This is a genomic window from Nitrospiraceae bacterium, assembly GCA_020632595.1.
In the GTDB taxonomy this organism is placed as follows: domain Bacteria; phylum Nitrospirota; class Nitrospiria; order Nitrospirales; family UBA8639; genus Nitrospira_E.
In genome coordinates this window covers 182239-196213 of the sequence record JACKFF010000005.1, presented here as the reverse complement: position 1 = coordinate 196213, position 13975 = coordinate 182239, and the positions used below count along the sequence as shown (strand labels likewise).

The 13975-nt window shown below is 48.4% G+C and carries 9 protein-coding genes and 2 pseudogenes; 6 read left to right on the top strand and 5 right to left on the bottom strand.

The genetic code is table 11. From position 1 onward, the window contains the following. Nucleotides 1–8: 8 nt before the first annotated feature. Nucleotides 9–890: a hypothetical protein gene (locus H6750_11600; GenBank protein ID MCB9774951.1), complete on the top strand. Its 882-nt coding sequence runs from the start codon at nt 9–11 to the stop codon at nt 888–890. Nucleotides 891–892: 2 nt separating this feature from the next. After that, entirely contained in the window at nt 893–1195 is a 303-nt protein-coding gene (locus H6750_11595) for an STAS-like domain-containing protein (protein ID MCB9774950.1), read from the top strand. Nucleotides 1196–1341: 146 nt separating this feature from the next. Here H6750_11595 and H6750_11590 read toward each other — a convergent pair. After that, nucleotides 1342–1643: pseudogene (locus tag H6750_11590) on the bottom strand (redoxin domain-containing protein). 284 nt (nt 1644–1927) lie between these two features. On the opposite strand from H6750_11590, the gene H6750_11585 reads away from it, so the two are divergent. Together H6750_11585 and H6750_11580 are read left to right on the top strand one after the other, a co-directional pair. Then, on the top strand, nt 1928–2740 hold the full coding sequence (locus tag H6750_11585; protein ID MCB9774949.1) for a TVP38/TMEM64 family protein: 813 nt from the start codon (nt 1928–1930) through the stop codon (nt 2738–2740). A gap of 292 nt (nt 2741–3032) precedes the next feature. Beyond that, nucleotides 3033–4571 carry a DUF2867 domain-containing protein gene (locus H6750_11580; protein MCB9774948.1) on the top strand — a complete coding sequence of 513 codons (1539 nt, stop codon included), beginning with the start codon at nt 3033–3035 and terminating at the stop codon, nt 4569–4571. 537 nt (nt 4572–5108) lie between these two features. Here H6750_11580 and H6750_11575 read toward each other — a convergent pair. Then, nucleotides 5109–5336, bottom strand: a pseudogene (locus H6750_11575) (exopolyphosphatase). A gap of 42 nt (nt 5337–5378) precedes the next feature. Further along, entirely contained in the window at nt 5379–6587 is a 1209-nt protein-coding gene (locus H6750_11570) for a hypothetical protein (GenBank protein MCB9774947.1), read from the bottom strand. Nucleotides 6588–7165: 578 nt separating this feature from the next. On the opposite strand from H6750_11570, the gene H6750_11565 reads away from it, so the two are divergent. Beyond that, nucleotides 7166–8641 carry a glycosyltransferase gene (locus H6750_11565; GenBank protein ID MCB9774946.1) on the top strand — a complete coding sequence of 492 codons (1476 nt, stop codon included), beginning with the start codon at nt 7166–7168 and terminating at the stop codon, nt 8639–8641. Nucleotides 8642–9409: 768 nt separating this feature from the next. Here H6750_11565 and H6750_11560 read toward each other — a convergent pair. Further along, a complete protein-coding gene (locus tag H6750_11560) occupies nt 9410–10384 on the bottom strand; it encodes an exopolyphosphatase (protein MCB9774945.1) in 975 nt (324 codons plus the stop codon). A 658-nt stretch (nt 10385–11042) separates the two neighbouring features. On the opposite strand from H6750_11560, the gene H6750_11555 reads away from it, so the two are divergent. Next, nucleotides 11043–12209, top strand: coding sequence for a porin (locus tag H6750_11555; GenBank protein ID MCB9774944.1), 1167 nt, complete (start codon nt 11043–11045; stop codon nt 12207–12209). Nucleotides 12210–12874: 665 nt separating this feature from the next. On the opposite strand, the gene H6750_11550 is transcribed toward H6750_11555, so the two are convergent. Continuing rightward, the gene (locus H6750_11550; GenBank protein MCB9774943.1) at nt 12875–13207 is read right to left on the bottom strand and encodes a hypothetical protein; all 333 of its coding nucleotides are present in this window, start codon (nt 13205–13207) and stop codon (nt 12875–12877) included. Nucleotides 13208–13975: the final 768 nt, after the last annotated feature.

The window sequence follows — 13975 nt, the reverse complement described above, 5'->3', positions numbered from 1 at the left end:
ACTATCTTATGCAGCTTATCGCTTTTCCTAACCAGTGTCAGAATCAAATTGAATGTTATAAGTCCACCCTTGCTCTTTATCAGAAAGTGAAATCCTCAACTCCAGATACGATTATCTTTGATTGTGGAAATGTGAAATTCTTTCGACCGCTTGGGTTGAATTTACTTGCATGTTTTATTTCCGAATTATTGTCAAATAAATATCATAATGAAATTTATTTTACCCCTCCCAGAAGTCAAATCGTATTTGATTATATTAAAAATCAAGGTTTTTTTGATTGCTTTGAATTTGAATCTGATGCTGTACAACAGAAAAGTGGTTCTCGGATACAACAGGAAACATACTCGACTGGCATTCGTCTGAAGAAATTAGAAAAGCTTAACTATTCATATATTGCTGGGGTTGCTGGCTGGTTAAGTGAAAATTGTTCCATGGACTCTGATACTGCATTTTCCATTTTCAATGTAACCTTAGTTGAAGTGATTAATAATGTTTTTCAACATAGTCAATCACCCATTGGGTGTTTTGTCTGTGCACAAGCATACCCTAAGGAAGATCGGATGATACTTTCCATTGTGGATTTTGGGAATGGCTTTCTAAGCAGTCTTTCTCAAGCCTATCTTCAACTTCGGTCACATGCAAAAGCTGTGGAATTAGCAATTCAAGAGGGGGTAACTAGTAAGGGAATGAAGAATGCTGGCAGGGGACTTTGGATATTAAGTGGATTTCTAAAAGAATGCTCCGGGCAACTGAGTATTGTGTCCGGCAATGGCTCTCTAATACAAGATATTGATGGTAATATAACAATAAAGGACCTTACCTTTGACTTATGTGGTTCCTGTATTAATATTGATATTAATAATCTTAGTAATTTGGCAAGCAGGTTTTGAAAATGAATATTTCAATTAAAGAAATCACTGGTCCTTATTGTGGAGAATATTCCGATGGCGAAAAGGTCTATGAAATAATCTGCGGCCATTTAAAGAAAAACGAGTATTTGACTCTAGATTTTTCTGGAATTGATGTCCTATCTTCTTCGTTTTTTAATGGGTCAATTGCCAAATTATTTCTTGATTTTCCATCAGACTTTCTTGTTGGGCATATTTCGATCATTGGAATGAAGAAAATTGATAGGTATGTTTTAAATCGAGTAGTTCGAGACGCGGAACAAATAAAAGAAACTGTTTTTGCCTAGTAATGCTTCTCTCATTCGCCACATGACAATTGCTTGCATTTCGATGCCCGCCGCCGTCATAGGAAAGTCAAAGCTCTCCGATAAGTACGATTGAACTTCGATTGACAACCGAAAGCCCAAGCAGGCACAAGGTATTTTAGGGTTCCCTACTCATACGTCCCTCGAATCGGATAGTCATTCTCCTGAATCCATTTTAAGGTATCGATTAGCTCCTCCGGGTCGGACCGGTTGAACGGTGTGTTGGACATATCGATCAATTGGACCTGGCCTAATCTTCGAGTTTCTTCAGGTAGGTTTTGCATATCGGGCAGTGCAGCCCCCGGTAGATAAACACGACCTGCCAGTTCCCCGTCTTTTTGGGATGGCCCAATGTAACCTCTCCCCCACTGACCAGCGGAAGGGTGAATTCAGGGAGCCGGCTTCCCGACGAGAGTTTTGTTGGGGCCATAATTATCTCCTTCTTCGTGATGATTCGATTTTTGTCCAGGACCGTCTGTCCAACAAAATTATGTGGATTGCCTATTTGAGTCATATTGAAAAGGCCCGGTTGATCTCATCATAACAAAGGCGGGAATCGGAATAATCTTCCTTATGTGGATAAAAGTTCCTTTCATGGTTGGAACTTCATCCAATAACATGGGATTATCGAGGCTTCATTCCCGGAGAGACAGATAACGTAGCCCTTGAAAGCAGGCGTTCAACGATGCTCATCCGAATGAAGGTGTGCGGGTAGTGCGCAATCCACCCCCCGTTTTCCGTTTTTCTCCCAGGCGGCTGACAGCCTCATTCCGGGCCAAAGCGGCAGCGTTGCTGATCTTGCCGATCGCGGTCTTTTTAGTCACACAGCACATCGACATCGGTGAGATTTTCAGGCCCGACCGGCTCACCCGATGGCTTTCCCAGGCCGGGCCATCGGCCCCTTTCCTGTTTATGGGCTTGATGGCGGTCGCCGTGATTATCAGCCCCATTCCGAGCCTGCCGCTGGACATTGCCGCAGGAGCGGCATTCGGACCGTTTCTTGGTGCCGCCTATGCAGTAATGGGCGCGGAATTGGGAGCCATTGTCAGTTTTCTCATTGGACGAGCCCTGGGACGGGAAGTGCTGACCAGACTCCTGCGGATGAACATTGCCTTCTGTGAAACATGTTCCGACCATCACCTGGCAATTTTTGTGTTCCTGTCCCGGCTACTCCCGATCTTTTCCTTCGACCTGATCAGCTATGGGGCCGGGCTGACCAACATGTCTCTCCGTATGTTTGCATTGGTCACCTTTCTGGGCATGATCCCTCCCACTCTGGCGCTTACCTATGCCGGAAGTTCTGTCACAGGAGGGACCTGGCTCACGGTGGTTCTTGGACTTGCCATGGTGGCGCTGCTCCTTCTCATCCCCAAGCTTGTTCTGCGATATCCCGACTCACGCCTGGTCAAACTCTTGCGGGGAGGGGCCCCGGTTCCAATTCCCCCATCCACTCCATCTCAAACGCCGACTGCGGATGTAGTTGAGGGTCCACGACGTTGCGACTCATGCAAGGGACCGATGGAATAACTTTAAAAATGTTCCCATGCCCGTGTAGAGAGAATCTGAAGAATGTGCCTGAACAAGGTAAGCACGGCGCTTAAGATGTTCGTGAAATGACAAGCCGCCGGCTTCTTGAGCCGCCCTGGGCAACCCGGCACAGCATAAAGATGCACGGACCGGCTGTTTGGTTGATCACAACAATCCCTGCTAAGGTAAAAGAGAAACCACGGGGTCAACTTTTTCCTCTCTGTGTCATGACTGCCTCATGATACACGCGCGGTGACCCGCCCTAAGGCGCAAAGCCAGGGGAGTTTTTCCAATGGATGAAAATATTCAACCGGACACATCACCAAAAGACCGGCTCATTCTCCTCACCGGAGTCACGGGGTACATCGGAGGGCGGCTCGGGGGAGAATTGACGAAGGAGGGCTATACCGTCAGATGTCTGGCCCGTCGACCCGAATTCATTCGCCCTTCCCTCGCGGAACGATGTGAGTGTGTTCAAGCCGATCTTCTTGAGCCGGAATCCCTGGGCCGCGCCCTTGAAGGCGTGCATACCGCGTATTACCTGGTCCACTCCATGGGCTCCGGCGGATCATTTGAGTCGGAAGAACGTCAGGGAGCCGAGAACTTCGGCAGAGAGGCCGAGCGGGCCGGGGTTCAACGCATTATCTATCTGGGCGGGTTAGGTGAAGACCGTGTCGAATTGTCGCCCCATTTACGGAGTCGTCATCGGGTCGGGGAGATCCTGCGGGGCTTCCAGGTTCCGGTTATCGAATTTCGGGCATCCGTGGTCATTGGATCGGGGAGCCTTTCATTTGAAATGGTTCGTGCCCTGGTTGAACGGCTGCCGGTCATGATCACGCCCCGGTGGGTATCCGTTCCGACGCAACCTATTGCCGTCGGAGACCTGCTCTCCTATCTCGTGGAGGGACTGGAAATAGACATCAGTGGTCATGCCATCTTCGAAATCGGCGGAACCGATCAGGTTTCCTATGGGGATCTGATGAAGGAATACGCCCGCCAACGCGGGTTGAAACGGACCATGATCCCCGTTCCCTTCCTGACCCCCAGACTGTCCAGTCTCTGGTTGGGACTGGTTACCCCGGTCTATGCCCGTGTGGGACGCAAGCTGATCGATGGCATTCGTTATCCGACTGTGGTTCGTGACTCCTCCGCGCTCCACCGTTTCCGCGTTCGACCCCGGAGCATACGTGAGGCTATTGCCAGTGCCTTACGGAATGAAGATCAGGACTTTGCGGAAACCCGCTGGTCGGATGCCTTATCAGCTTCCGGCAGCGCGCAGGACAAACATCCTTTGCGGTTTGGGAATCGCCTGGTGGATTCCCGGAAAAAATTTGTCCGGGTTTCTCCGGAGGAGGCCTTCGCCCCGATTCGCCGGATCGGGGGAGGGACCGGCTATTACTATGGCAACTGGCTCTGGCGGCTGCGAGGATTTCTGGATTTGTTGGTGGGCGGCATCGGCACCCGTCGAGGACGCCGGGACCCGGAGTGGTTACAGGTCGGAGATACCGTTGATTGGTGGCGGGTGGAAGATTGTACTCCTCATACCCGCCTCCGCTTATCGGCGGAGATGAAGCTCCCGGGTCGGGCTTGGCTCGAATTCGAGGTCCAGCCGGAGGGGGATGGCGCAACTATCAGGCAGACCGCGATCTTTGACCCCCTGGGCGTAGCCGGACTCGCCTATTGGTACGGCACCTATCTCGTGCATCAATTCGTTTTTGACGGCATGCTGGAGGGAATCGCCTCGGCCGCTTTGCGGGAACACCACTCCCGGCAGGAAAGGATGTCAACCGCCTCTCTCTCCTCCCATTCAGGCCGTGAGGTAAAGCCCTGAAGTGAGTGTCTACCAGAAGGAACCTGACCGCTCTCTCGATGGCGTTCACCGTCCGGACCTTTCGCCCCGTTTTGACTTTCGGGATCGATGGGTCTCGCCGAGATTATCAGCACCGATGGAATGACTTTAAAAATGTTCAATTGACCATGTGGAGAGAATCTGAAGAAATTTCTCTAAACAAGATGAGTACCGAACTTGGGATTATTCAATGAAGTCAACAATGCCCTCCGGTTGGAAAGGACCGGAATGGGAAACGGCTCCCAATCAATCGGGAAGGGGTAAAGCGATCATACCTCCAATATTTCGGTGGCTGTTGGAGGAAGGGGGTAGGCGACATCCCGTTCACCGGTCCCTTTTTTTGTTTATGTATAGGATTGTCGAAGCCCTGTTCGTAACATCCAGGGTTCGATTCAAATGCGCGTTAAACCGTTTTCGTCCACATCTATAGCCCCGAAATTGGCCCAATCCTTTGCCTTACAATCTCCCGCTGGCGCCAACCTTTGCATGTGAATTTTTTCAATGATTTCTTTGAGTGTTTTAACCGGCCACTTCATTCGCGACCTGACAGGTGCCCGCATTCCGTTGCCCGCCTCCGCCATACGCCAGGAAAAGTTCTCCGATATTGACGGTTGAGCTCCGGTTGACGATCAACGCGCCGATCGCGAATACGGTGTTTTGTTGTTTCAACCCCCACATCACATGGATGGACATATTGCAATCCGGATACAAGGCCTACATCATAAACCCGTTGATCGCATAGATGGACCCTCATTGCATTGAGTAAATTTCAGAAATTTGACCGAAGGTTTACCGGGTGGGCTTCGCTTGCTTGAATGTCAATGAATCGCAGGGAGCATCCATAAAAGCCTTGGCGAGATATTTTCCGATCAAGTGATGGGCTGTGGCATTCGGATGTGGATCATAAGGGGAAAGAGTATACAATTCGTGATTCACTTGAATATCCGGTATGATCTGGGAAATGTTAATGAGTCGGAACCGGTTGTTTTTAAATTTTTCAACAATCTGATCTGTCAAAGTATCCCCGCTTCCCTTATCCCAAAACAGCACATAAAACGGTGCGTGAAGATTACCTTCGATCGCACGACGGCTTTGTTCTACCACACCAAGATATAGAGGAATATTTCTCTCATCAAATGCATGCATTTGAATGACACGTTCCTGAATAAAACCATACAGTGCGCTATGACGAACAAGGTCGTAAAAAATTTTGTACCATTTCCCATGGAACGCACCTTGGTACCTCACTGACCCACCCGGCATAAGCGTATACCTTGGGCCATAGTGATCCCAAAATGTATTTCCTGCAACGCGATCCACATGACTTTGGATTCCCTGATAAATTACGAGATGCACAGGGCCATCCACAATGGCCTTGAGTCGTTCCGTCTCCAACGCTCGCAACATTTGATGGGGTCCATAGCCATGAAACCCTAAATTATAGACGTTGAATTTTCCATCGCCCTCTTTTGCAAAAAAATATGGCATGGTTTCATGATCGCCTACGCCTTCTCCAAAGGTGTAGGACCCTCCAAAAAAGACCACATTGCAACTTTCGGCACGCACCTTTTGGGGCGTTTCGCGAATTCTCTGGGGGGTAATGGCATAGGTTTGGCTATACACGAGATGATCTCGGTGATATTTCTGAACAGTAAAATTCCCCGGATTTGGTTCATACCCTAAATCACCATCTTCCCCATCACTCCGAAAATAGGAGGTCGTGTACTCTCCAGAATAGGACTCGTCTGTCCGATTAAGCAGGAGACAAAGGATTTCGGCAATGGCCAAACACGCAAAGACACTCAACAAGATGAGGGTCACATTTTTCCAACGTGGCTGGCGAACCCAGACAACAAGTATTCCTGCGACGAGAGTTCCTAGAGCAAAAATTACCGAAAACACCCACCCCTTTTCCACAAGTGAAAAAAGAATACCACCCGCACTGGTCGTGATGAGGAGCAACCTCAAGTGAGTTGATTGATACCATGTATTTGGCATGGGTCGAGACGACCTCAATTTTGTGGGTCGAGTGATATGGTGGGCCCTATTGTCAAATTATTGACAATATATGAGGAAGCACAGGATTTCATCTGTGAAGGGATTGACCGTAACCATAAAACCATTGGTGTATAATGGCAGGAGAATTGGAGTTGTCAATGCCACGCACTCCAATTACTCCGGCCCTCTTAAGCCTGGGGCTTTCAGAATTCGAGCTGCGCTTGTCCGGTGACCATGAACCGGAGGCACCAGAACTAGTGGCCTGTAACAATGAAATCGATTTTGCATAGGGGCCCAACAAACTATTGGTTCGGGTAGTGCCGTGATTTTTCGCCCGCAAGCACTTCTGATTCTTTTGTTACGGTCCACTAAGTTAACCCGGAGCATGTGGTGGGATAGAAAATCGCCCTGAGTCTGAAAGGGGAAACACATTTTTCTTTCCCTGGCAATCAAAAAATGGCTGCCTAGAGTCACTACCAGTTGTCTTCCGTCATGAGGCATTTTCCAATTCTCCGACATCTTCCTCCTTAGGAGGTCGACCATAAAGGGAGCCACTTATTCTTAGCGTAGCAGCCACGTTGGCCTTTTTTGTCCCGGTTGTGTGCGGAGCCTTCCTATTGGGGCTCACCCTCTATTACTTATCTCTGATCGCACTGTACGCACGAAACCACGGGTTGGACCCTGTGCCACTGTGCGGTTTTGAAGAGAGCGCACTCCCATCTGTCACCATACAGCTTCCAATCCGAAACGAAGGCCAACTGGCTGTGCGGGTCATCCGCCATGCGGTGGCACTGGATTATCCCAGTGACCGGCTTGAAATCCAAGTCCTTGACGATTCCGATGATGAAACATCAACCATCATTCAGCAGGAAGTGTGTCGCTTGCGGCATCAGCAGCCGGAACTGGATATCAATGTGATCCGACGAACAACACGGGAAGGATTCAAGGCCGGGAATCTCAAGAACGGGTTTCCCATGGCAAAAGGAGAGATGTTGGCCATATTTGATGCTGATTTTCTTATCCCGCGAGATTTTCTTCAGCGAACCGTCCATTTTTTCACAGACACCAAGGTCGGTATTGTCCAGGCCCGATGGTCTTATCTGAATCGGGGGAAGTCACGTTTTACTGAATTCCAAGCCACAAAACTGGATACACACCAGATGTTCGAGCAGGCCGCACGGGCCCGCGCCGGGCTATGGATTCATTTCCACGGAAGCGCAGGGATCATTCGCAAAGCAGCGATTGAGGACGCAGGTGGGTGGAATTGCCTATCCGAAGTCGAAGATGTCGAGTTCAGTATCCGCGCCAATATCAAGAAGTGGAAGCTTGTTTACCTTGACCAGTTCAAGGTGCCATCGGAGCTTCCGGAAACCATCACCGGATTTCTCGTTCAACAGATGCGTTGGAAGAGAGGATGGCTGAGAATACTAAAATATTATGCCGGGGACATCTGGAAAAGCGACTTTCCACTCTCGATTCGGCTCGATTTTTTGGTACGCCTATTAGGTAGTTTTGGCCCGGCTCTCTCTCTGCCCTTCACCTTAGGGGCACTCCCGGCGTTCCTGATGGGTGCTCAGTATGGTCTTCAGTGGTTCGTCTATCTGGAATACTCGCTGCTGCTCGTCTGCTCTGTCTGTATACGATTGGCTGAAGCGCACTATGTTACGGGGAAGATCGATTCTGAAATGCCGGTGCGGAAATTCGGGCTATCCTCATTCATTCCGGTTGGATTTATTGTGAATCTTGGAATGATGTGGGCCCAGACCCAGAGTACTCTCGAAGGTCTCGGAAATGTCCAAAGTTGGGACGTGACACCAAAATCCCATAAGTATCTAGTACAACAAAAGGCCCCCCTTCCGGGCTATATTGTCGGAACAGCCCTTATGTGTGTATACGCTACGGCTTTTTTCGTGTGGTCTCTGTGGACAAGGCATTTACTGGCGAGTGGATTCTACATGCTGACAATGGTTGGAGCCAGCTGGGTAATCACGTCGTTCTTGCTTGAACGGTTCCATTCCAAGAGGTCTCCCTCTCCGACCCATTCCTTGAGGTGAAGCCTTGTAACTATTTAAGAGCTATGCATACAGATTGAACCTGTACCCAAATTCGCAATAAAGATCGGATCGTTCCAATCGACCCTTTCCCGCACAGTTTTGTGGATCGAGTTGAAGAAACTCCCTTAGAGGCCATGCAACACACTACGCACCTTGCGATGGAAGAAATTACGAACGGGATCGGGGTCAGGTCAGAAGAAAGGTAAATAGCTTCAGCATGGCAACCACCAACTCGGAATTCTTCCAAGGAAGTAAAGCTTCGAGATTGAGATACTATCTCTACTATCGATTCAATGTGGTTCCGGCGCTGGCGGAGCCACCGAACTCCTAGGCCTCAATCCTGCCATCTTTCGCATCAAAAAGATGGGGATTACATTTTCAAATCTAGAAAAAATTAAAGTGCCCTCAATTCTTCCTCAGCGTAAACAATGAAGGACACTACGAGTTCAGGAGAATAAGGAGGCCGTGCATATAATGCCAGCTGATGAAATTATAGTAGCGGTTTTTTGGGGTAATTCTTCGGCACGTCTAATCTTTTGTCGGGGAGATATTGTGGGACTTGGTCTGTTTTTATATAGGCCTTTCCATGATTAAATTAGTCACCATTGGTGAATATCAAAAAGGAAAATCCGCTGTGACTCAAGAAAGGATCACCTCCAGGTGGGTTTCCTTATCTTACTTTGGAATAATGTTGCTAACGGGCTTTGACGCTAAGGAAGGCTTCGGGAAGTGGGCTCGGCGCCGGTAACACCATCCATCTATTGCCTGTTAAGCCGTCGCACAGGCTGGCTTTCCTGCATCTACCTGGGTCATGCTTTGCATGTGAATTTTCTCAATGATTTCGTTGAGCGTGTAATCCGCTACGTTATTTCCCACCTGACAGGTGCCGGCATTCCGATGGCCGCCGCCGCCATATGTGAGACAAAGCTCGCCGATATTGACCGTGGAGGACCGGTTGACAATTGAGGCGCCGATCGCGAATACGGTGTTTTGTTGTTTCAATCCCCACATCACATGGATGGACATATTGCAATCCGGATACAAAGCATAAATCATAAACCGGTTGACGGCATAAATCGTTTCCTCATTGCGCAGATCCAACACCACCAGATTTTCATGGATCGTTGAGCAGCGCCGGATCTGTCCTTTGGCCAGTTCGGCATGCTTCTGATACAGCTGCACCCGCTCCTGCACGTCCGGCAGGGTCAGGATTTCCTCCACGCTAAGGGTGATACATTTTTCGATGAGTTCCATCATCAATTGATAATTGGAAATACGAAAATCCTTAAACCGCCCCAATCCGGTTCGCGCATCCATGATGAAATTCATCAAGGCCCAGCCACGTGGGTTGAGAATTTCATTGGTTGAGTATTGGGCCGAATCGCCTTTATCGACCGCCTCCATCATCTCGGTCCAGGAAGCAGGAAATGTCTTATCCCCGCCGTAATGCCGGTACACCACCCGGGATGCAGAAGGAGCTGTCGGATCGATAATATGATTCTTTCGCTTACCCTTATTCCGAATGGTCTCGCTCAGATGATGATCAAACGCCAGATGCACGCCCTCCACATAGGGGAGATTGGTGGTGATATCGTTGGCCGAAATGTCCACTTTGCCGTCCTGCATGTCTTTCGGGTGCACAAATTTGATTTCATCAATAATCCCCACTTTTTTCAGCAGAACCGCACAGACCAGTCCGTCAAAATCACTTCGGGTCACTAATCGAAATTTTCTAGTAGCCATAAGATGTGTTTCTCAAATGGGAGTGAGATTGATAAAAAATGCCACAGGCTTGTTCATGAATAACGAGGTTTGCAGCATCATGTTCGAAGAACGGCCAAGGCTTACTCATATTTTCGGCCATGAGGTTTAAATCTTAAGGATTTATGACTTTCGTGTTTTACGTCATAGTCAGAAACATGAAGCCAGTAAGGCTTTTTCGTGTTTTTCGAAAATTCGATGCCCCTGCCTCACATCCAGTTCATGCCCAATGTAAACCCAGTTCGCAAGCCCTATATCCTGGCGATTAAATGCGGTGACGGAGGCGAACTCACGGATTTCATTTTTTCCTGAAGAATGGTGGAAAGAACCTATCTGGTCGTTGTTCATTGTTGGCAGGTTCCAGGCCGGGACCCTTTTTTTTTCCACAAAAATACAGTACAAAAGAGGTCTGAATGACACCGGTCGGATATGTATCCTGATACGGTTGGGCTGCTATGAATGAAGGGCACCACTATCGTCAGATTTATTTCTTCACATGACCCAGCAAACCTGCAGATGCGAGGGCCTTTCAAACTGGTCATCCTAAAGATGGAGAAACATCAAAACGCGCTTACCCGATCGGAAACAACTGAAAACGGAGAACCATTTAACAATGTTATCGATTGCCTGGTGGATGGGCATGATCACATTGATGACATGCTCAATCACGATGACTCAGGCTCTTGCAGAAGAATCTGAGAGTGTGCCCCATAAAATGGAACAGGTGCAGGATGTGTCGGCTCAGCCACCGAAAGCCCAGCCGCCTCAATGGCATTACGGCGGATTTGTGGATCTTGGGTATTCACATGATTTTAATTTTCCCGACAACCACCTTTTTCGCAATCGCGCCACCACGCCCCGAGTCAACGAGCTCGAACTCAACATGGGGGGTGCCTATATTAGGAAGAGTGCGTCTGTACAGTCCCGATGGGGTGCAGAGTTATTGGGGCAGGGCGGACAGGACTCCAAAGATTTCGGATTCGGGACCAACCTTCCTCGTGTCTCTGGGTCCGATGTCTGGCGTCACTTCGGTCGGGCAAATTTATCCTACCTGGCTCCGGTCGGCAACGGCTTGACCGTTCAGGCCGGACTGTTTAACAGTTTTATCGGTTATGAATCCCTGTATGCCAAGGATAATTTTAACTATACGCGCTCCTGGATGGCCGACTACTCACCATACCTCATGTTCGGGGCGAATGCGGTCTATCCAATCAACGACCGGTGGACCGGTGCGGTCTTCGTCATCAATGAATATTTCCATCTGCAAAACGCCAATGATCTGCCGAGTTATGGAGCCCAGGCGACATACAAGCCCGATCGATCCTGGACGATAAAAGAAACCATCTATTATGGGCCTGATCAATCAAACACTTCACTGGAATTCTGGCGATTCTTTTCAGACACCATCGTTGAATGGAAAGGCAAAGGGGTCACTATTGCGGGCCAGTATCAAATGGGAACCCAAAAGAATGCCTCCGTTCCGAGCAACCCACGATTAATCTATATGGGAGCGGCCCTTCATACGCGCTGGCAAATCACCAGACCATGGTTTGTCGCGCTTCGACCGGAACTCTATTCGGACCCGAATGGTCTCATCACCGGCTTTGACCAATTCGTCTGGGCGGTTACCGCCACTTCGGAATACCGGCTCCCGTATGAGTGGACCAATTCCATCTTCCGGATCGAATACCGCCACGACAACTCTACAGGGTCCGGTGGCGGGTTCTTCAAGGGTGGGCAAAACACTCTGACCCCATCTCAGAATCTACTGATTTTCTCGGTCATTTGGACCTTCGACTCACACTGATAAAGCATCCAAGCTCCTTTATTCGATGGCTGGACAATCCATACGGCACAGGAAAGTTTATAGTGGCCATGCATGACATTGCCTCCTCATATTTTTTCTATTCAACTATTAAGCACCATTATTGGGCACAGTCTACAATTATTAGTGAGATAAATTTGTCATTCAGATTACAGAAACGTATTCGGTCAGATTTATCTCACTCCAAAAATTGTACCACTCCCTCTGAGTGGTGTGGATGAAGGTGATTGGTTGGGGAGAGTTGTGTGTACAACCCGGTGAGTACTTGAATTTCCTCTGTCGTTCAAGAAGTTGATCTAGGGCTTTTTTCATGTGGCGACAAGGAAGGTGGGTACGTTCACCATGGCCGGGTAATACCCACTCAAAGGAATAGGCGAGTTATGTCCAGACCAATCTTTCCATTCTCGGTTCATTCCATACCAGCCCTTCCGATGCGCCGAGCCGCTAAAGTTTCCGATCCCACCACAGATGATCACCGGAGAATAAAAACCAAAGTTTTATCGCCCAGTCAGGATACGGATCAAAAAATTCTGGACGTCAAATTTGAATTAAGGTTAAATGGCTCATCCCAGGATGAGCATTGACCAGCATACACACCCTAGTAATCCAGCTTCCCCACGAAGGCAAAAGTATTCCCGTTTACGTCCTTACGGGTTTTTTGCCTGCTTAGCATGAGCCTTCGCCATTGCTTCCGCAACTTCCGCAGCTTTAGTGTAATGGTCCTTTAAATTTGTGGCATGTTCCACCAGGCTTGATTCATGCCCTTCTTTGGGAGTCCCCAAGAACTCATACTCCTTCTCAATCTGGCGCATTTCTTCTGCGCGCGCATGAAGATCATCCGCTTCCTTCTGGTACCATTCCGCCAAACGCGCATGGTCATTTTGTTTCACCATTTTGCTCGGTGGGTTGAATGCGCACCCGACCATCAGGGCCATCATTATGGTCGCAAACACCACTTTCCATTTTCCTTGAATATTCATAACCTCCTCCTGTGTGATGAATGATTGTTGGTTATCCACCTACATTTTTTATGCCATAATTTGGTAGGAGATGGGTTGCAAAAAGGAAGAATCACAACGGTCTCTAAAGGTCGGCATGTTTTTTTTAGGATATCTCCAAAAAGCATTCACAATACATCCCTAGAAAAAGGTCTGCCGGATCCGCTTCAATCTTTCTGAGATAAAAACCAATCGGCTGGAAAATTTTCTCTGTACAGAAACGTGGGTATCACCCGTTCCCACAAATTACAGTAGGATCTAAGGTGGTTCGCTTAAAGGGATCAGAGCAGACATAAAGGGCCTCTTTTGATATCTCGGCGAAAAATTTGGTATCCGAATCTCACCTTATATCGCACATCTTTAACCAACTTTATATACACATCGCAATGCTAAAATGGATTATCATCTTTTCACCATATAAGGCATAACGAAAGGATTCTTCATCATAGTGACAATTGCCCCCTCGTGACAGGCTATCAAGGCTTGATAGGCGGCAGATTTTTCTTCTTTCGATCCCGGTTAGTGAAATACCGTCGATTACTCAACCGGCCTCCACAAACGTAGCCCCAACCAATTGTCGACAGGTATCACAATCGATGCAGGTGGAATCGGCAAAAAATTGCCCTCGACTTTCGCCTTTAATCGTTTGGAATGGTTAGGCACCTATTCGTTCACTTACTGGCATTCTCTTACCAGTTTAGAATCTCGTCCAAAATGATGCCCATGCCATTTTACATTAAATGAGAATGA